16 protein-coding genes are annotated in these 19,332 nt (G+C 68.4%); 2 read left to right on the top strand and 14 right to left on the bottom strand.

Annotated features, from left to right (window positions below; genetic code table 11):
• Nucleotide 1: 1 nt before the first annotated feature.
• The gene (locus FRZ61_RS17490) at nucleotides 2–820 is read right to left on the bottom strand and encodes an alpha/beta fold hydrolase (protein WP_191909081.1); all 819 of its coding nucleotides are present in this window, start codon (nucleotides 818–820) and stop codon (nucleotides 2–4) included.
• 99 nt (nucleotides 821–919) lie between these two features.
• Between FRZ61_RS17490 and FRZ61_RS17485 the strand changes: the two genes are divergently transcribed.
• On the top strand, nucleotides 920–1,900 hold the full coding sequence (locus tag FRZ61_RS17485; protein ID WP_191909080.1) for a LysR substrate-binding domain-containing protein: 981 nt from the start codon (nucleotides 920–922) through the stop codon (nucleotides 1,898–1,900).
• On the opposite strand, the gene FRZ61_RS17480 is transcribed toward FRZ61_RS17485, so the two are convergent.
• Genes FRZ61_RS17480 through FRZ61_RS17470 form a run of 3 tightly spaced genes read right to left on the bottom strand, consistent with a single transcriptional unit; the run spans nucleotide 1,890 to nucleotide 6,133 of the window.
• Nucleotides 1,890–3,563, bottom strand: a complete 1,674-nt coding sequence (locus FRZ61_RS17480; RefSeq protein ID WP_151118938.1) for an ABC transporter substrate-binding protein — start codon at nucleotides 3,561–3,563, stop codon at nucleotides 1,890–1,892. The two genes, FRZ61_RS17485 and FRZ61_RS17480, sit on opposite strands and share 11 nt — an antisense overlap.
• Nucleotides 3,563–5,248 carry an AMP-binding protein gene (locus tag FRZ61_RS17475; RefSeq protein WP_151118937.1) on the bottom strand — a complete coding sequence of 562 codons (1,686 nt, stop codon included), beginning with the start codon at nucleotides 5,246–5,248 and terminating at the stop codon, nucleotides 3,563–3,565. Before FRZ61_RS17475 ends, FRZ61_RS17480 begins: the two co-directional genes overlap by 1 nt.
• A gap of 9 nt (nucleotides 5,249–5,257) precedes the next feature.
• Nucleotides 5,258–6,133, bottom strand: coding sequence for an amidohydrolase family protein (locus tag FRZ61_RS17470; protein ID WP_225308867.1), 876 nt, complete (start codon nucleotides 6,131–6,133; stop codon nucleotides 5,258–5,260).
• Between the two features lie 160 nt (nucleotides 6,134–6,293).
• On the opposite strand from FRZ61_RS17470, the gene FRZ61_RS17465 reads away from it, so the two are divergent.
• A complete protein-coding gene (locus tag FRZ61_RS17465; protein WP_191909079.1) occupies nucleotides 6,294–7,028 on the top strand; it encodes a TetR/AcrR family transcriptional regulator in 735 nt (244 codons plus the stop codon).
• Nucleotides 7,029–7,032: 4 nt separating this feature from the next.
• Here the strand turns inward: FRZ61_RS17465 and FRZ61_RS17460 are convergent, their stop codons facing one another.
• The 10 genes from FRZ61_RS17460 to fliF all read right to left on the bottom strand — a co-directional run bounded on the left by FRZ61_RS17460 (nucleotide 7,033) and on the right by fliF (nucleotide 19,323).
• On the bottom strand, nucleotides 7,033–9,192 hold the full coding sequence (locus FRZ61_RS17460; protein ID WP_151118935.1) for a hypothetical protein: 2,160 nt from the start codon (nucleotides 9,190–9,192) through the stop codon (nucleotides 7,033–7,035).
• Complete coding sequence (locus FRZ61_RS17455) at nucleotides 9,189–10,004, bottom strand: MinD/ParA family protein (protein ID WP_151118934.1); 816 nt, start codon at nucleotides 10,002–10,004, stop codon at nucleotides 9,189–9,191. The genes FRZ61_RS17460 and FRZ61_RS17455 overlap by 4 nt, the downstream gene beginning before the upstream one ends.
• On the bottom strand, nucleotides 10,001–11,014 hold the full coding sequence (locus FRZ61_RS17450) for a flagellar biosynthesis protein FlhF (RefSeq protein ID WP_151118933.1): 1,014 nt from the start codon (nucleotides 11,012–11,014) through the stop codon (nucleotides 10,001–10,003). Before FRZ61_RS17450 ends, FRZ61_RS17455 begins: the two co-directional genes overlap by 4 nt.
• A 13-nt stretch (nucleotides 11,015–11,027) precedes the next feature.
• Nucleotides 11,028–13,112, bottom strand: coding sequence for a flagellar biosynthesis protein FlhA (gene flhA / locus FRZ61_RS17445; RefSeq protein WP_225309269.1), 2,085 nt, complete (start codon nucleotides 13,110–13,112; stop codon nucleotides 11,028–11,030).
• A 229-nt stretch (nucleotides 13,113–13,341) separates the two neighbouring features.
• Entirely contained in the window at nucleotides 13,342–14,721 is a 1,380-nt protein-coding gene (gene flbD / locus FRZ61_RS17440) for a sigma-54-dependent transcriptional regulator FlbD (protein WP_151118931.1), read from the bottom strand.
• A gap of 41 nt (nucleotides 14,722–14,762) precedes the next feature.
• The gene (locus FRZ61_RS17435) at nucleotides 14,763–15,593 is read right to left on the bottom strand and encodes a motility protein A (RefSeq protein WP_151118930.1); all 831 of its coding nucleotides are present in this window, start codon (nucleotides 15,591–15,593) and stop codon (nucleotides 14,763–14,765) included.
• A 14-nt stretch (nucleotides 15,594–15,607) separates the two neighbouring features.
• The gene (gene fliN / locus FRZ61_RS17430; protein WP_151118929.1) at nucleotides 15,608–15,946 is read right to left on the bottom strand and encodes a flagellar motor switch protein FliN; all 339 of its coding nucleotides are present in this window, start codon (nucleotides 15,944–15,946) and stop codon (nucleotides 15,608–15,610) included.
• A gap of 18 nt (nucleotides 15,947–15,964) precedes the next feature.
• Nucleotides 15,965–16,651, bottom strand: coding sequence for a FliH/SctL family protein (locus FRZ61_RS17425; protein ID WP_151118928.1), 687 nt, complete (start codon nucleotides 16,649–16,651; stop codon nucleotides 15,965–15,967).
• A gap of 10 nt (nucleotides 16,652–16,661) precedes the next feature.
• Nucleotides 16,662–17,624, bottom strand: a complete 963-nt coding sequence (fliG, locus tag FRZ61_RS17420) for a flagellar motor switch protein FliG (RefSeq protein WP_407657946.1) — start codon at nucleotides 17,622–17,624, stop codon at nucleotides 16,662–16,664.
• A 70-nt stretch (nucleotides 17,625–17,694) separates the two neighbouring features.
• Nucleotides 17,695–19,323, bottom strand: a complete 1,629-nt coding sequence (gene fliF, locus FRZ61_RS17415) for a flagellar basal-body MS-ring/collar protein FliF (protein WP_318526344.1) — start codon at nucleotides 19,321–19,323, stop codon at nucleotides 17,695–17,697.
• Between the last annotated feature and the right edge of the window lie 9 nt (nucleotides 19,324–19,332).

Below are 19,332 nucleotides of genomic sequence, written 5' to 3'. Positions count from 1 at the left end.
ACTAACCCCCGGCAGTTTCAGCGCCAATCAGTCGCGCCACCGTGTTCGGGCAATCCAGCATCAGGAAATGGCCGGCATCGGGCAGGCGCGTGAAGCGCGATCCCGGCACCAGGCGATGGAACTGCTCGCCCTGGGCGATCGGGATCCAGCGGTCCTCCTCGCCCCAGAGCAGATGCAGCGGCACCGAGACCTTCGGATAGAGTTGTTCCAGCGTCGCGGTATAGTCGTGATCGTACTGCGCGACTTGCCGGCAATAGGCCTTCTGGCCCTTCTCGCCCAGCCAGGGCGCCAGCAGCGGCGCCAGCTCGGCATCGGTGAGGTGCCGGCTGGTGGTGCCGCGCAGATGCGCCGTCATCGCCGCGGCGTGGATATGCGGCGGGATCTGCTCGAAGACCCGGATGTTCTCCTGCACCAGCATCGAGTAGGGCGTGCCCCAGGGATTGAGCAGCACGCCGTCCGCGATCACGAGATCGCGCACCGGGCAACCCTCCACCAGATGCGCGCCCATCACGGTGGCGGCACCGAAATCGTGGCCGACGAGACGGGGACGCTCGAGGCCCCAATGGCGCAGCAGTTCGGCCAGCACCTTGGCCTGGGTGCGAAGGCGCACGTCCTGCCCGTCGAACTGGTCGGAAAGCCCATAGCCCGGCAGGTCGTAGGCGAAGACGCGCCAGCGGGACTGGAGCCGCTCGATGACCCGATGCCAGACATGGGAGGAGGCTGGCGTCCCATGGACCAGCACGAGATCGGGTCCGGATCCGGTGGTCCAATGGGCGACGCGGCCCTGACTTGAATTGAAATACTGAGGTGCGGCGGTCATGGCAGACTCCTGAATCGAGAAGACATGGAGCCATTTTGGGGCCGTCATGAGCCGGAACAATTGACAAAGCTCCACCGATACTTGAATTCTGCTCAAGCCATGGAATTTAACCCGACCGACCCCGACACCATGCGGCGCCTGCCGCTGAACGCGATCCGCAGCTTCTATGTCGCGGCCCAGGCCGGCCGCTTCCGCCTCGCTGCCGAGCAGCTGGGCGTCACCGAATCCGCGATCAGCCATCAGGTGAAGCGCCTGGAGCAGCTCCTGGGGGCGGTGCTGTTCGAGCGGCAGGGACGCGAGATGCAGCTGACGCCGGTGGGGCTGCGCTATCTGGCGAGTGTCCGGCGCGCCTTCGGCGAGCTCACGCGCGCCACGGCCGAGATCGCGGGCTCGCCCGATCAGGCGCGCGTGACCTTGACGCTGCCGACTTCGCTCGCGGCCTTCTGGCTGATCCCGCGCCTGGGCGAGCTGCAGCAGCGCCATCCGGAGATCAACCTGCAGCTCCTCACCACCAACCGCAAATGCGACTTCGCGCGCGAGAACATCGATCTGGGGATCCGCTATGGCCATGGCAGCTGGCCCGGCTTCCAGGCGGTGCCGCTGCTCACCGAGCAGTTCTTCCCGGTCGCGTCGCCGGCCTATCTGGATAAGCGGAAACAGACCCGGCCCGAGGCTCTCCTCCGCTCGGCCAAGCTGATCGCCAACGCCCTCCATCCGGGCGAATGGGAGGAATGGGCGCTCGCGCATGGGCTGGCGCCGCCGCCAATGGAGCAGGCGCTGGTGCTGGAATCCTCGGAATTGATCCTGCAAGGCACCATGGAGGGCGTCGGCATGGCGATGGGCCGCCGGCCGATCGTGGATCGCTTGCTGGCGAGCGGCCAGCTGGTGGCGCTCTTCGGCCGCGAGGCGCGGAGCGCCGCCGGCTATTACCTGGTGCGGCTCAAGGGCGAGAGCCCGACCGCGGCCGCGCGCAAGGTCGAGCGCTGGCTGAAGGAAGCGGCGGCAGAACCTGCCGCCGCCTCGCTCCCATCCAAAACGCACGCCGCGCGGGGCCGTAAGGCGCGAAAGGCTAGGCCTTGATCGACAACTCCTCGCCGAACACGAAGGAGGTGGGGTGCATTTTGAAACCCTGCACCTTCTTGTCGTAGAAGGTCAGGACCGAGCGCCAGAAGGGCTGAACCACGGGTCCGCGCTCCTGCATGATCGTCTCGATCTTCTCCATCACCTTGCGGCGTTCCTCGACATCCACGGTGCCTTCGGCCTGCGTCAGGAGCGTGTCGAATTCCTTGTCCGACCATTCCGGCGCGTTCCACGGCACGCCCGTGCGGTAGGCGAGGCTGAGGGTCATGAATCCCAGCGGGCGGTGATACCAGACGGTATAGCCGAGATCGACCTTGTCCCAGACATCCCACCACTGGGCCGAGGGGATGACGTTGAGCTTGATGCGGATATTGGCCTCGGCCCATTGCTGCACCATGACCTGGGCCGCCACCGATTGCCATGTCGGTTCGGCCGGCAGGGTCAGGGTCGAATCGATGCCGTCGGGATAGCCCGCCTCCGCCAGGAGCGACTTGGCGCGGGCCACGTCGCGCACGAAGGGCGGCAGCTTCGCGTATTCCGGATGGATCGGGCAGACATGGTGATGCTCCCCGACCACCCCGGTATCGCCCTCCGCCAGGCTCATCACCTGGGCGGCGTCGACCGCGAGGCGCATGGCGAGCCGCACCTTCGCGTCGTCGAACGGCTTGCGCGTGCATTTGCCGTGGATGACGGCGGTCTGCGAGGTCGCCACCTCGTAGATCTGCAGGGAATCGATCTTGTCCAGCGCCGGCTTCTGCGTGACATCGACCTCATAGGCGCCGTCGACCTGCTTCGAGGCGAGCGCCGCGACCACGGCCGTCGCATCGTCGCCCGTGTCGATGAACTGCAGCGTGTCGAGGGAGGGCACCGTGTGCCAATGCTCGGTGCGCGCCTTCAGGACCGCCTTGCGGCCGGCCTCGAACTCCACCAGCTCGAAGGCGCCCGTGCCGTTCGAGCCGATCCCGAACTTGCCGTCCTCGGCGGGATCGAGGATCGCCATGGGATAGTGGAAGAGATGCTCCGGCACGGCCAGCTGCGCTTCCGCGAGGTTGAGGCGGACGGTGTGGTCGTCGACCTTCTCGATCGCGTTCGCGTCCCAGATCTCGAGGCTCATCTTGGGATTGCCGCTGTCGTCCTTCTCGCCCTTGTCGACCTCCTTCAGCATATAGGCCTTCATCAGGCCCAGCATCGAGGAGCCGATCTTCTCGTCGAGCACCCGCTTCAGGTTCCAGATCACCTGGTCCGCCGTGAGCGGGCTGCCCTTGCGCCAGACGACGCCGGGCCGGATATAGAGCGTCCAGGTCTTCAGATCCGCGCTGGGCTCCCACTTCTCGAGCAGATAGGGACGGGTGATGTTGTCCTGGCCCGTGCGCGTCAGGTATTCGCAGACCTGGCGCGTGATGTTGCTCGGCTCCGCCCAGGCGAAGGTATGGGGGCTGTCGACCGGATGAACGCGCTGTGCGATCCTGACCGTGCCGCCATTGGCGGCGGCCTGGGCCGCGTTGATCGCGAACGGATCGGCGATCCCGGCCAGCGCATAGGCGGTGCCGGCGCCGACGCCCAACAGCGTCGAGAACCGAATGAAATCGCGACGGTTCATCTTTCCGTCGAGGAACTGCCGCTCGACTTTGTCGAGCAGCGGGTGCTTTGGCTCTGACCGCATCATGACCTCCCTGGGATTGGCTTGTTTCGTTGTTGCTTGATCTGATTCGCCGACCTGGCTTCGCGGTCCCAGTGCGGGGCATCGAGGCCTTGCGCGCGGAGCTGGAACTTCTGGATCTTGCCGGTCGGCGTCTTCGGCAGCGCGGTCTCGAGGCGGTAGAAGCGCGGCACCATGAATTTCGGCAGGGTGCGCTCGAGGAACGCGCCGAGGGCGCCGAGATCGAGCTCGTTGCCGGGCTTGGCGACGACGGCCGCCATGACTTCCTGCTCGGTCAAGGGCGAGGGCACCGGATAGACCGCGCATTCGAGCACGGAAGGGAACTTCAGGATCCCGTTCTCGACCTCGGTCGAGGAGATGTTCTCGCCGCGCCGGCGGATCGAATCCTTCACCCGGTCGAGGAAATAGAAGTTGCCGCGCTTGTCGCGCATCATCAGGTCGCCGGAATGGAGCCAGAGGTTGCGCCAGGCCTCCATCGTCTTTTCCGGCTGGTTGAGATAGCCCGACATGACGATCCAGGGCCGCTTGGGCCGCACCACCAGCTCGCCCGCGACGCCGGGCGGAACCTCCTCGTCGTTCGGATCGACGATCTTGACCTCGAAGCGGTCGCTCACGATGCGGCCGCAGGAGCGGGCATCGACCAGATGGAACAGGCGCGGCTTGCCGGGGCGGAAACCGGCACGGATCGGCACGCCGACCTCGGTCGAGCCGTAATTGGTGGTGACGCGCAGGCCGAAGCGCCGGGCGAATTCCTTCACCTGCGGGAAGAGCGGCACCACCAGCACCTTGTCGAGCGGATGCTTTTTATCGGCAGGCGAGGCCGGGGCGCGATGGACGAGGTTCGCCATCGCACCCAGAAGCAGCGTGACGTTGCATCTGTGGTGGCGGATATCGTCCCAGAAGGCGCTGACGCTGAAGCGCGGCTTGAGCACCACCGTGGCGCCGGCGATGAAGCAGGCGAAGACCGCCGCCCACTGGCCCGCGATATGGAACAAGGGCAGCATGTTGTAGTAGCGGTCGCCGGCCTTGAGATCGAGCACCTCGACCACGCAGCGCGAATATTCGAGCGCATGCGCGAAGGTGCAGCGCACGCCCTTCGAGGCGCCGGTCGTGCCCGAGGTGTACATGACCGCCATGATCTGGCGGGGATCCGAGGTTTCGGCGATCGCGGGGCCGCCGGCGGGGCCCGATCCGGCAAGAGAGGCGAATTCGATCGTTCGCAGCTTCGACAGCTTCGCGGGCAGGCGGCCGGGGGCGCTGCCGCGCAGGATCAGGGTTTCGAGCCTGGCGCCGTCGAGGATCTCGTCCTCGAAACGCTCGGCATAGGCCGCGTCGAGGATCAGGATGGTCGCGAGCGAATCCCGCACCACATGCTTGAGCACGTCGCCCAGATAGGCCGTGTTGACCGGCACCTCGACCGCGCCGAGGCGGGCCAGCGCCAGCCAGCAGAGGATGCTGTCGGCATGGTTGTCGAGCATCATCAGCACGGTGGTGCCGGGCCCGATGCCCCGGGCGGCGAAGCCGGCGGCGAGCTTACGGCTTTGCGCCTCGAGCTCGGCATAGGTGAGCGAACCCTCGTCGGAGACGATGGCGGGGCGCCGGCGCGAGGTTTTCGCGCGTTCGGCCAGCAGCGTCGCGACGGTGTAATAGTCCTTCGCCAGCGACAGGCGTTTGGATTGGCGCCCCATCGGCCCCTCTTACGCGCCGAAGACCGCCCGCTGCGCGTTGTCGGCGAGGAAGCCGCGCATGTTGGCCGGCTTCAGGGGCAGGGAACGGGCTTCCTGCACGGTGCGCGCCAGGGGCAGCAGGGGCCAGCCGCTGCCGAAGATGATCTTGTCGCCCAGGACCGAATTGCCGTAGGTGAGAAGCGGCTCGTAGCCGCTATTCTGCTTCAGGAGCAGGTTGGGCCTGACCGATTCGATGGCGATATAGACATTGGGATGGCGCCAGGCGACGCCGATCAGTTCCTGCACCCAGGGCCAGCCGGGGGGACCCGCGATGATGCGCAGGTCCGGAAAATCGACGGCCACTTCGTCCAGCGCCAGCGGATGGCCGTAGCGCATCAGCGACTTGGTCGAAAAATTGATCGAGACATGGACGTTGACGGGGACGTTCAGCTCGACGCATTTCTCATAGAGAGGGTAGATCTTGCGGTCGTTGGCGGCGAGCTTCAGCTCGTAGAGCTGGAGATTGAGGCCGCGCAGGCCCATCTTGCGGATCGCATGCTCGAACTCGGTCACCGCGATCTTGCCGCGATGCGGGTCGGCGCCGGCGAAGCCCACCACCCGATCGGGATAGTCGGCGACCAGGCTCGCCACCGCCTCGTTGGGGATGGTGAGGTTGAACGTGGTGCGGATGTCGCGCGCCTTGACGCAGATCCTGCCGATGCCCTGGGAATCGAGGAACTCGAAGAACTTGGCGAGCGGCTTGCCGCGAAAGAGGGCCAACTCGCCATGGTCGGTCGAATTGCGGTAGACCCGCTCGTAGTTGGCGAGATGGGGCGGGTAGGGGTGGTAGCTCGCGACAAGTTCTTCCGTGGGCGCGGTAATGCTATAGTCGAAGATGGTCGTCACCGGAAGCTCCTGTCGAATACTTTGTTATTATTGTAGAATTGACTGCAACGGCCGGGAGCCGATGTAGTGACACGCGTGTCACTATATGGGCGGCCAGGACCCGAGTCAACGCTCCGAGAGGGGGCGGCGCGGATATCCCATGGGGATTAAGGGAAGAAACATGGCCGAAGAGAAGGGCCCGGCGGTCGCAAGCTATCTCGACGAGCTGGAGCGTCAGCGGGCGGCCGCGAGCGGCGCCAGGGCCCAGACCCGGGCGCGTATCCTGCTATGCGTGGCGCAGGTCCTGTCGTCGGAGGGCTATCACGACGCGATCGTGCGCCAGGTCTGCGAGCAGCTCGGTCTCTCGCGCGGCGCCTTCTACAAATATTTCGAGAACCGGACCGATGCCGTGGCCGAGGTGCTGAACGGCTTCTGCCGTTTCGTGTTCGAGATGTCGGTCGGCGTCGGGCGCGGCAAGTCCGACTTCGAGCGCATCAACGAGGTGACGCTGTTCTATTTCCAGCTCTACCAGCGCAACAAGGGCCTGTTTGCGGTGCAATACAAGCTGGCGCGCGACAAGTCGGCCTATTCCGAGGGCTGGCGCGAGCTCCAGGACAATTGGCGCGGGCGCCTCGCCAGATACATCGTGCGGGTGACCAAGGCCGAGGAGACCGCGCTGCAAAGCGCGCTCGCGCTCTCCTACATGCTGACCTCGCTCGCCGACGATTTCCTCTACCGGCTGATCTTCGAGGACGAGGAGCAGCTGCGCTGGCTGAAGCGCCATCCGCGCCGCGTGGCGGCGCTGATTTCGGTCGTATGGTATCGGGCGATCTTCGGCCGCGATCCCGCGGCAGCGCTGGAGCCCGACTTCCTACTGAAATATTCCGGGGTGCTGCCGGTCGCTTTCGCCCGCTAGCGCCTCAGGCGATCAGCCCGCCCGCCTGGCTCGCGGCGGGCGCCGCGGCGCCGGGCGACGCGAACATGGCGGCCACCTGGAAATAGATCTCGCCGGTGATGCCGGTGACGGATTTCGCCTCCGCGAAGAGGCGCTGGATCTCGCCCTGCATCTGGCTGTCGAGCGGCTTGTGGGTGCGCAGCATGAGGTCGAAGCGCTTGCCGCGCACCAGCCCGTCGAGCTGCATCGCGCCCATGCGGCTGAGCTCGATATCGAGCAGGAAATGGACGCTGGCGGGCTTGCCGTCCTTGGGCTGGTTGCGCTCGCCGGGATCGCGCCGGATCGCCAGGCGTGCCTGGTGCAGGGCCTGCTCGTCCAGCAGCGGCAGGACGATCGTCTTCCATTGCCCGTCCTGGCTGGCGGCCGGCGCCGCGCGGGCGAGCTCGGCGAAGCCCTGCTCGAGCTTCGCGACCAGCTCCGGCCGGCCGGCGGACTGCAAGGCCTGGCGCAGCTCGCTGCCGGGCCAGGCGACCGGCTTGTCGGCGAGGCGCGCGCGGATGAAGGTGGCGAGGCCGGCCGCGAGATGCGGGCCGACGCGCGGCAGATTCTGTGCCAGCAGATCGTCGGTCTGCACCGGCAGAGGCACCCCGCCCGTGGCCGGTTGATCCGCGGCGGCGCCATTGCCGGCTGGTGCGGCGGATGACGGCGAGGGCGAAGTGGCCGGCAGCGGCAGAGCGGCTTTCTCGCTGTCGAGCAGCGCCAGGGTTTCCAGTACCGCGTTGAAGATCTGGCCGGGCCCGGACTGATTGACCAGGGGCGGGGGCGCCGCGGGCGTCGGCAGCAGGAGAAGACGGGTGCCCGCCGGCGCGCCGATCGCGCGATCGAGCGCGACCAGGCCCTCCGGCATCTCGAGGATGGCCTGGCCGTTGGGCAGCGGCGGACGCAGGCTCGTCAAGATCGCCGGCTGGGAAGCGCCCAGGTTCTGTGCGGACGCCGGATTGTTGGCGCCGCTGGCGATCGGCGGCAGGACCGAAACCAGTTCCAGCGGCAGCTTCTGTCCAGCAGCGACCGGGGCCGCGGGTGTCGCGGGCGCTTGCGGTGCTGGTGTCGCGGCGGCGCGCGCCGTGGCCGGTGGCAAGGCTTGCGGCTCGGCGGGCCGCAGCATGGTTGCGAGCAGGCGCGGCCCCGCCGAAACCGTTTCGCCGTTCGGCGATGGCGTCGGCAGGGTCAGGACCAGCCGTGTTCCGGCCGGCCAGCTATGAGCCTGATCCGGCGCCGCTTCCGCCGGCGCCGCGGCGCCGGCGAGAGCCGTGGGTGTCGAGAGCGTCGAGGGCGCGGTGAGCTTGCCGGTGCCGGCGGGTGCAGGACCGGCCTCGGGCGTCTTTGCGGGAGCCGGCGGGCCCGCCGGCGGCGCCACCGTCGCTTCGGGCGGCCGCGGGATACGGAGGGTTCCGAGCGGGCTTTCCAGCACCAGCTCGCCCTCCGGGGTCTGCTGCCGGACGGTGGCGATGAAGACCTCGCGCGGAGCCTCGTCGACCACAGCCGACACGGCTTGCGGCGCGGGCGGGAGAATCGCCGCCAGGTGATAGGGCAGGCGCTGGCCCGGCACGGGCGGCTGTGCGGCCGGCGCGTTGGGCAGCGAGGGCGGTGCGCTCGAGCGCAGATCGTTGGGGCGCAGCAGTGTCGCGATCACCTTGGCGCCGACAATGCCGGCGGCATCGGCGAGCGGCGGCGTGGGTACGGGCGGCAAGGAAGGCGCGGGCGGACCGGTCCGTGCGGCGGCAGCGCTGTCGGCGGCCTGCGCCACCGCGCCCTTGCCGGCATCGAGCAGGGTCAAAAGGCCGACCTTGGGGCCGGCCGGGGATTGATTGTCGACAGGCTCGCCGTCGACCGACAGCAGCACGACCTGCATGCGCGCGCCGGCACTGCGGACCTCGAGCATGATCTTGGCGCCGACGGCGGCTTCGAAGCCGCCCGAGAGCGCCAGCACGCCGCGATCGGTGCGCACGGTGAGCGTGCCGTCGGCGGCGCGCTCCAGCACGGTGCCCGCCAGGATGTCGCCGGCGCCGAGCTGGCCCAGCATCGCCAGGTTGTTCTGGCCCGTCCCGGCGACGGCCATCTGCACGGGGCGAGCGGGGCTCGCGCCGGCGGCGGGCGTCGCGGGCGTGACGGGCGGCAGGTTCACGGGCGCGCTTCCTTGAGCTTGCGCGCCAGTGCCATGACGTCGGCGGCGGCGGCGCTCTCCGGATGACGGATCGCGACCGGAGTCTGGGCGCGGATGCTGTCCTTGACGCGGGCATCGCGCCGGATCACGCCGGCGAGCGGCGGCTCGATCTTGAGGAAGGACTGGCAGGCGCGCAGCAGCGTGGCATAGGTGCGTTCGCCCTCGGCGATCGAGCCCGCCATATTGACCGCGATCCGGAGATCGCCGATATCGCCCTGGCTGACGCCGAGCTTGATGAAGGCATAGGCGTCGGTCAGCGCCGTCGGCTCGTCGGTGGTGATCACCAGCACGCTGCCCGCCCGGCGACAGAGCTGGCGCACGGTGCGCTCGACGCCGGCGCCGAGATCGAGCAGCAGCCGGTCGTAATTGGCGGCGGTCTGGAACAGCTCGTCGCCCAGCCTCGCCAGCCGCTCGCCGCTCATCGCCGCGAGCGAGGCAGTGCCGGCGCGGCCTGCGACCACGTCGAAATGGCCGGGTGCGTAGCTGGTGATGGCGTCGGCCATGGCGCGGCCGCGCTCGACCACCGCGCCCAGATCCGAGCGCGGCATCAGGCCCAGCTGGATATCCACATTGGCGAGCCCGAGATCGCCGTCGAACAGCAGCACGCGTTCGCCCAGCTTGGCCAGGGCCTGGGCCAGCGAGATCGCGAGCCAGGTCTTGCCGACGCCGCCCTTGCCCGAGGCGATGGCCAGCGTGCGCAGGCGCGAAGGCCGGCCGGCCGGTTGCGGTCCGGCGCCGGAAGGCGTGGGCAGGGGGCGGGCGGTCGCGGTCATTCGGCGGCTTCCATGGCAGCGGGATTGAGCGACGGCAGCTCGATGCGCTCGCCCATCAGCAGGCGCGCCAGAGAAACCGGGTTCACAGGCACGAGCCCGTCGCCGATCTGCGGCGAGAGCCCGAATTCGCAGAGCGCCAGCCCGCCCGCGGCCGCCGCGGCGAGCAGGCTGCCCAGCCGGCGCACGGTATCGAGCTTGGTGACGATGAGCCGGCGGGTGCCGAGGCGCGCATAGATGCGGGCCTGGTCGGCGGTCTCGGCGGGATCGCCGCCGGCCGCGAGCACCAGGACCGGCTCCGCCTCGCCGGCGGTGGCCAGCGCCGCCATCTCGGCGAGGTCGCCGTCGCTTTGCGGGTTGCTGCCGGCGCTGTCGATGAGGCGCAGGCCGCCCTCGGGCAGGCTCGCGAGCGCGCGCCGCAGGGTCTGGCCGTCGCGGGCGCGATAGGCCGGAAGATCGATGCGCCGGGTATAGGTCGCAAGCTGCGCCTCGGCGCCGGCACGCAGCGTGTCGCAGGAGACGACGCCGGCGGTGACGCCGGCCAGGCGCGCCCGGATGGCGAGCTTCGCCAGGCTCGAGGTCTTGCCGGCGCCCGGCGGCCCGATGAAGAGCAGGGGGCAGGCCGGCGCTTCGTCGATCAGGGGCGCGAAGGCGAACTGGGCGTCGAGGGCCGCCGCCAGCGCCAGGACCGGGTTCTCGGTCGAGAGCTCCGCCGCGGCGCCGAGCAGGCGGTCGGCGATCGCCGCCGGCACGCCGTTGAACTCCAGCCGCGCGGCGATGCGGTCGAGCCCGTCGAGGGCGGCGCTGTCGGACGAGGGCAGCAGCGGCGCCGCCGCGGTATCGGCAGGCGCCCTCTCGGCGTCGAGCGGCTCGTCATCGAGCCCGGCCGTCACCAGCACGCCGCTCTTGCCGTCGCGCTTGGTCGAGAGGATGACGGCATCGTCGCCCAGCTCCTGGCGGACGCGGCGCATCGCCTCGTCCATCGTGCCGGCGCTGAAGGTCTTGAGCCGCATCGCTCAGCGCTCCTCAGATCTGCCCGACCGTCTTGATCCGCGCGCGCGCATAGATCTCGTTCTGCGACATCACGACGGTGACGGGACGGAAGCGCTCGACGATCGAGCGCACGAAGGGGCGGATGGCGGGGCTGGTCAGGAGCACGGGCGTCTCGCCGCGCATGGCATGGCGCTCGAACTGCTGGCGGACGGCGTTGATGAACTGCTGCAGCTTGGTCGGCGGCATGGCGAGCTGCTTGTCCTCGCCGTCGCCGCGCAGCGATTCGGCGAAGGCCTGCTCCCATTCGGGCGAGAGTGCCAGGAGCTGGATCACGCCCTCGGCATCGGCCACGGAATCGCTGATCTGGCGCGACAGCCGCGCGCGGACATGTTCGGTGATCTGGTTGACGTTGCGGGTATAGCCGCAGGCCTCGGAGACGCCCTCGAGGATCGCCGGCAGGTCGCGGATCGAGATGCGCTCGGCGAGCAGGTTCTGCAGCACGCGCTGCACGCCGCTCATGGAGATCTGCGCGGGGATCAGGTCGCCGATGAGTTTCTGGTGCTCCTTGCCCAGATCCTCGACCAGCTTCTGTGTCTCGGCATAGGACATGAGCTCGGCCATGTTGTCCTTCACCACCTCGGTCAGATGGGTGGTGACGACCGTGGCCGGATCGACCACGGTGTAGCCGCGGAACATCGCCTCCTCGCGCATGGCGGGGTCGATCCACATGGCGGGCAGGCCGAAGGTCGGCTCGACCGTCTCCTCGCCGGCGATGGTGATCTTCTCGCCGCGCGGATCCATGACCAGGATCATGTTGGGCCTGAGGTCGCCGCGGCCGGCCTCGATCTCCTTGACCCGCACGACATAGGTGTTGGCGGGGAGCTGCAGATTGTCCTGGATGCGCACCGCCGGCAGCACGAAGCCCATCTCGCGCGCGACCTGGCGGCGCAGCGCCTTGATCTGGTCGGTGAGCTTCTGGCCGCGCTCCGTGCCGATGAGCGAGAGCAGGCCATAGCCCAGCTCGAGGCGGACCGTGTCGATCTGCAGCGTCTGCTGGATCGTCTCCTCGGCCGGGGTCGCGGCCTCTTCCTTCTGCTTGACCTCGGCCTGCGTCTTGGCCTGGGCCTGGCGGCGCGCCAGCATCCAGGCGCCCGTGCCGGCGGCGCCGGAAAGAGCCAGGAACGGGATGGTCGGGATGCCGGGCAGCAGCGCCATCGAGCCCATCAGGAAGGAGACGAGGCCCAGCGCCGCCGGATAGCCGCCGAGCTGCGAGAACAGGGCCTTGTCGGTGGTGCCGCTGATGCCGGCCTTGGAGACCAGCAGGCCGGCGCCGGTCGAGATGACGATCGCCGGGATCTGGGTGACGAGGCCGTCGCCGACGGTCAGGATCGTGTAGCTGTGGGCGGCTTCGGAGAAGGAGAGACCCTCCTGGCCCACGCCGATGATCATACCGCCGATGACGTTGATGAAGGTGATGATGAGGCCGGCGACGGCGTCGCCGCGCACGAACTTGGCGGCACCGTCCATGGCGCCGAAGAAGCTGCTCTCGTCCTCGAGCGCCTTGCGGCGCGCCCGGGCCTCGGCTTCGTCGATCAGGCCGGCCGAGAGGTCGGCGTCGATCGCCATCTGCTTGCCGGGCATGGCGTCCAGGCTGAAGCGCGCCGACACTTCGGCGATGCGCCCCGAGCCCTTGGTGATGACGACGAAATTCACCAGCACCAGGATCGCGAACACGATCACGCCGATAACGAAGTTGCCGCCCATCACGAAATTGCCGAAGGCCTCGATCACGTGGCCGGCGGCGTCGGTACCCTCATGGCCATGCGAGAGGATCAGGCGGGTCGAGGCCAGGTTCAGCGACAGCCGCAGGATCGTGGCGATCAGCAGCACGGTCGGGAAGGAGCTGAAATCCAGCGGCTTCGAGATGAAGAGCGAGGTCATCAGCACGAGCACGGAGACCGTGATCGAGAGCGCCAGCGAGATGTCGAGCAGCCAGGCGGGCATGGGCAGGATCAGCACCACGAGGATGCAGATGACGCCCAGCGCCAGCGCGATCTCGCCGCGCTTGAGCGCGGTCTGGAGCTGCCCCCAGATCCGGTTCAAGCCCGGCCCCGACATCGCTTCCTGAAAGGCGTTCGCCATGTCCTACCCGACCGTCGTTTTGCTCGACGTCGCCGTCGATGCGGTGGTCCCATCCCCTCCCTGACCCTCCCCCATCAAGGGGGAGGGGATAGAAGCAAGAGAAGGGATGTCCGCCGCTTGCGTCTGCTCACCAGCAAAATTATCCCCTCCCCCCTTGTGGAGGAGGGTTGGGGTGGGGGGTGAGCCAAGCGCGGGATTCATGGTTTCAGACCGCCTGGCGCTCGCCCTCGGCGCCCCGCGCGCCCGGCAGCAGGATGCCTTCCTCGCTGTACTGCTTGAGCTTGTTGCGGAGCGTGCGGATCGAGATGCCGAGAATGTTGGCGGCGTGGGTGCGGTTGCCGAGGCAATGGTTGAGCGTCTCGAGGATCAGGTCGCGCTCGACATCGGCCACGGTGCGGCCGACCAGGCCCGCCGTGTCGGTGACCTGGGCCTTGGCCGTCTCGATCGCCGCGACCGCGCGGGCCTCGGGCGTGGAGGCGCCGCCGCGCTGGCCCGTGAGCATGATGGCCTCGGGCCCGAGCTCCTCGCCTTTGCAGAGAAGGACGGCGCGGTGCATGGTGTTTTCGAGCTCGCGCACATTGCCGCGCCAGCTATGGGCCAGCAGCATCGCCTCGGCCGCGGCCGAGATCTTCGGCGGCTGCACCGCGTTGGCGGCGGCGTATTTCTTGACGAAATGCTCGGCCAGCACGGCGATGTCGGCGGGCCGGTTGCGCAGCGCCGGCAGCTCCAGCGTCACGACATTGAGGCGGAAATAGAGGTCCTCGCGGAAATTGCCGTTGCGGGTCTCGATCTCGAGGTCGCGGTTGGAGGTGGCGATCAGGCGGATATCGACCTTGATCGGCTGGGTCCCGCCGACGCGGTCGATCTCGCGCTCCTGGATCGCACGCAGCAGCTTGGCCTGCAGCCGGGGATGCATCTCGCTGATCTCGTCGAGCAGCAGGGTCCCGCCGTTGGCCTCCTCGAACTTGCCGACGCGCCGGGCGATGGCGCCGGTGAAGGCGCCGCGCTCATGGCCGAACAGCTCGGACTCGAGAAGATGCTCGGGGATGGCCGCGCAATTGACCGAGATGAAGGGGCGGGCGGCGCGCTTGCTGCGGCTGTGCAGATAGCGCGCCATGACCTCCTTGCCGGTGCCGGATTCGCCGGTGATCAGCACCGAGGCGTCCGAGGGGGCGATCTGGTCGGCCAGGCGCAGCACCTCGCGCATCACGGGATCGCGATAGATGAAGGCGCTGCTTTCCTCGGCCACGGCGGCGAGGATGGCCGCGATCAGCTCGGCGTCGGGGGGCAGCGGCAGATAGTCCTTGGCACCGGCCTTGATGGCGCGGACGGCCACGTCGGTCTCGGTGCCGATGCCGCAGGCGACCACGGGCAGGCTGATGCGCTCGGTCTTGAGCTGGCCGATCAGGCGCGCGATGTCGAGGCGCACGTCGCAGAGCAGGAGGTCCGCACCCTGGCCGGCCCTGAGGGCCTCCATGGCGCCGTCGATCTCGCCGACCTGCGCCACCTTGGCCCCGCGCGACAGCGCGATCTTGCCGGCGGTGGCGATGGGCCCGTCGAGGGATCCGACGATCAAGAGGCGCATCTGTATCTACTCCTGTAATAGGGCCGAGGGCTTGGCAGGCCTCAGCTGAAGAACCGGATCTGCTGCCAGGGCGGCAGCACGCTGTTGAGCAGGATCTCGAGCCGGCGCGGATTCTCCTGCCGCGACATCGACACCGCTCCGATCAGGTAGATCTGGCGCAGCAGGGCCTCGGCCGCCGCGTTGCGCTCGATCTTGGCCGCGAGCGGGCTGAAGACGACGTTGGCGAGAAGCGCGCCATAAAGCGTGGTGAGCAGGGCCAGCGCCATGGCGGGCCCGATCTTGGAGGGCTCGTCGAGGCTGCCCAGCATCTGCACCAGGCCGATCAGCGTGCCGATCAGGCCCATCGCCGGCGCCACCTCGGCGGCGCGGCGCAGGATGCTGGCGCTGCGCTGCATGCGCTGGGCGGTGGCGTCGGCATCCGCGGTCATGACCGCCTCGATCTCCTCCTGCGGCGCGGCATCGACCACGAGGCTCATCGCGCGGTGGAGGAAGGGGTCGTCCTTGAACTGCGGCAGCTGCTCCTGAAGGATCAGCGGCCCGTGGCGGCGCACCATGTCGGCGAGAGTCATCATGCCGCGCGCGGCGTCCATCGGCTCCGGCGTCGCGGTCGTGAGGGCGCCCATCATGGTCGGGTGGGCGCGCAGCACCTCGCCCGCGGAGAAGGAGACGCAGGTCACGGCGAAGGTGCCGCCGACCACCATCAGGAAGGAGGGGAAGTGGAAGAAGGCCAGGGGCGATCCGCCGAGCGAGATGGCCAGCGCCACCAGCGCCACCGCGCCGATAAGCGCGATGGGGCCGAGCGGGTCCGCCGCGGTGCCCGCTTTCACGGAGCGGGCGCCGGCGCGGCTGTTGCTGTCTGTTTCGACGGCCATCGTTTCCCCCGAGATCAGGCGCGCTCGGACTTGATGATCTCGGTCATGGTCACGCCCAACCGGTCCTCGACGATCACGACCTCGCCGCGGGCGACCAGGCGGTTGTTGACATAGATGTCGATCGCTTCGCCGACCTTGCGGTCGAGCTCGACCACGGCGCCGCGGCCGAGCTTGAGCAACTGGGCCACCTGCATGGTCGCCTTGCCGAGCACGGCCGACACCTGGACCGGGATGTCGTAGACCGCCTCCAGCTCGCGGGCGTTGGTGGGCGCCGGCGGCGGTTGGGGCGGCGGTACCGGCTCGCCGGGACCTTCGCCGTTCAGCTCGTTGAGATTGAGGTTTTCATCGGCCATCGGACTCTCCTATGGGTCTCAGGCGGTGCGAGCCAGGGCTTGCGTATCGGCATCGCCCTCGGAATCGACTGGGGAACGGGGGGACGGGTTCGACAGGGCACTCAGGCTGCGGGCGATGCGCTGCTCCATCTCGACCCAGATCCGCTGGGCCTGGCGCTCGACGCCGCCATCGGCCCATTCGAGCCGGCAGTCGCCGGGGCCGAGCGCCTCGTCGGCGATCAGCAGCAGGCGCCCGCCGAAACCGGATTGCTTGGAGATCTCGGCCAGGCGCGGCCGCATCTCCTCGATCAGCGTGTCGGGCAGCCGCAGCGCGACGCGGGGCTCCTCCTCGAGGTCGCGCAGGGCGGCGATGGCCATCTGCTCGATCTCGATCGCGGCCTGCATCTGCTCCAGCGTCGGGTAGAGCTTGCGCACCATGCCCAGCGCCGCGGTGAGCGCCCAGGACAAGGTCTGCTTCTCGACCTTCTCGCACATCGGCGCGAAACCCTGGAGCGCCTGGGCCACTGCCGGCAAGGTCCGCGCCGCCAGCTCTTCGCGCTCGGCGCGGGCCTCGGCCCGGCCGGCCGCGCGGCCCGCTTCATGGCCTTCCTCGCGCGCCTGTTTGAGCTCGGCCTCGCCGTATTTCGGCGCGGGCGGCTGCTCCGGCTTGGGTTGCGCCGGGGCGTCGAACGAGGTGTCGAACAGGAATTTTCCGCTAATCGCCATGTCGATCTTTCTAATAGATCAGCTCGTCTTCGCCCTTCTTGTCCGACAGGATGATCTCGCCCTTGGCGGCGAGGTCCTTGGCGATCTGGACCATGGCCTGCTGCGCATCGTCGACGTCGCGCAGCCTGACCGGTCCCATCGCCGCCATGTCCTCGCGCAGCATCTTGCCGGCGCGCTCGGACATGTTGGAGAAGAAGAGCTCGCGCAGATCCTCCGACGCGCCCTTGAGGGCGACGCCGAGCTTGTCCTTCTCGACCGCGCGCAGCAGCGTCTGGACGCCGCCGGGATCGAGCTTGCCCAGGTCCTCGAAGGTGAACATCAGGGCCTTGATGCGCTCGGCGGAGTCGCGGTTGCGCTCCTCGAGCGAGGCCATGAAGCGGCCTTCGGTGTTGCGGTCGAGATTGTTGAAGATCTCCGCCACCAGCTCGTGCGCGTCGCGCCGGTTGGTGCGGGCGAGGTTGGTCATGAATTCGGTGCGCAGCGTGCGCTCGACGTCGTCCAGCACGTCGCGCTGGACGGCCTCCATGCGCAGCATGCGCATGATGACCTCCATGGCGAAGGCTTCGGGCAGATGGCTCAGGACGCGGGCGGCGTGATCCGACTTCACCTTGGACAGCACGACCGTGACGGTCTGGGGATACTCGTTTTTGAGATAGTTGGCGAGCACCACCTCGTTGACGTTGCCGAGCTTGTCCCACATGGTCCGGCCCGCGGGACCGCGGATCTCGTCCATGATGGCGTCGACCTTGTCCTTGGCCAGCACCTTCATCAGCAGACGCTCGGTGCTCTCGAAGGAGCCGTGGAGCGAGCCCGTGGAGGTCATCCGGTTCGCGAACTCGACGAAGAGCTGCTCGACGACGGAGGAATGGATCATGCCGAGATTGGCCATGGTCTGCGAGATCTCCTTGATCTCGTCCTCGTCCATGAGAGCAAACAGCTGCTGCGCGCCTTCCTCGCCCACGGACAGCATCATGATCGCCGCCTTCTGGGCGCCGGAGAGGCTCTCGAGTTTCGTCAGTTCAGCCACGTCTGCCTGCCTTCGCCTAGCTGTCCTGGTACATCCAGCCGCGCATGATGCCGACGGCCTCTTCGGGGTGCTTGGACACGAGCTCGCTGATCTTCCGGATCGAGGAGGCGCGCACCTGGCCTTCGATCTGGCCGATGTCGATCATCCGTTCGATCTCGTCCGTGGTGGTCGGGCCCGTCAGGGCCGCGGTGCCGTCGGGCGCCGGCAGGGCCGCCTGGGCGCTCTGGTCGGTGATCTGGGCCTGGGCCTCGGGCCGCGACGGCGAGAGCAGCCGGTTCAGGATCGGGCGGACGCCGAACATGATGGCCAGCGCGCCGAGCAGGGCGAGAACCAGCATCTCGACGATCCGCACCAGGTCGGAGCGGCTGAAGCCCATGAACAGGCCGGCGCTGGCATCGCTGCCCAGCTCGGCATTGTCGGCGAAGCGCATATTGACGACTTCGACTGTGTCGCCGCGCTTCTCGTCATAGCCGATGGCGCTCTTGACCAGCTTGCCGATCTGGTCGAGCTCCTCGGCGGAGCGCGGCGCATAGGCCGTCGTGCCGTCGGCGGCGGCGGTGTAGGTGCCGTCGACCAGGACCGCGACCGAGAGCTTCTTGACCTGCCCGGTCTCGCGGATATGGACCTGCGTCTCCTTGGAGATCTCGTAGTTGACGGTCTCCTCGGTGCGCTGCGAGCGGCTGGCGCTGGTCGTGCCGCCGCCGCCGCTGCCGCCCGTGGGGTTGGGCAGGTTGTTGGCGACGGTGACCTGGTCGCTGGCCTGGGCGTCGGAGGAATCGTTCTTCTCCTCGACCGTCTGGGTCGAGCGCACCACCTGGCCGTCTGGATTGTAGGTCTCGGAATTGGTGGTGACGCGGTCGAAGTCGAGGTCGGCGGTGACCTCGGCGCGGATCTTGCCATAGCCCAGCGTGCGCTGGAGCAGCTCCTCGATGCTGCGGCGGATCTTGTTCTCGTAGGAGAGGCGGGCCTCCTCGGCGGAGCCGGAGAGCCCGTCGTCGCTGTCGCCATTGCCGGGCGCCAGCAGCGTGCCGGTGGAATCCACGATCGAGACGGCGTTGGGCTTGAGGCCCGGCACGGCCGCCGCGACCAGATGCTCGATGGCCGAGACCTGCTGCTTGTCGAGGACGGCGCCGCCGGCCATCGTCAGGATGATCGAGGCCGAGGGGCTTGGCTGCTCCTTGGCGAAGAGCTGGCGCTCCGGGATCACCAGATGGACGCGCGCGTTCTTGACCAGGTCGATGGTCTTGATGGTCCGCGCCAGCTCGCCTTCCATGGCGCGCAGCTTGTTGACCTGCTGCTCGAAGCTGGTGGTGCCGAGCGGCTGCTGCTGATCGAAGATCTCGTAGCCGATCGAGCCGCCGCCGGGCAGGCCCTCCTGGGCCATCGACATGCGCAGCTTGAGCGCCTGGTCGGCGGGCACCCGGATCGAGGTACCGTCGGCGCCGAGTTGGTAGGGGATGCCCATCTGGTCGAGCTTCTCGACGATGTGACTGCTGTCGGCCGGGTCGAGATCGGCATAGAGCAGTGCCATGTCGGGGCTCGACAGGCGCATCGCGATGAAGGCGAAGAATCCCAGCAGCAGAAGCGCCATGCCGCCAAGCGCGCCGAGCTTGACGGGGCCGAGCTTGCGCAGGGTCTCCATCATGACGCCCTC

The organism is Hypericibacter adhaerens, assembly GCF_008728835.1.
GTDB lineage: Bacteria > Pseudomonadota > Alphaproteobacteria > Dongiales > Dongiaceae > Hypericibacter > Hypericibacter adhaerens.
Note: the sequence above shows the minus strand (reverse complement) of the source record. Positions and strands in the feature narration are given on the sequence as shown.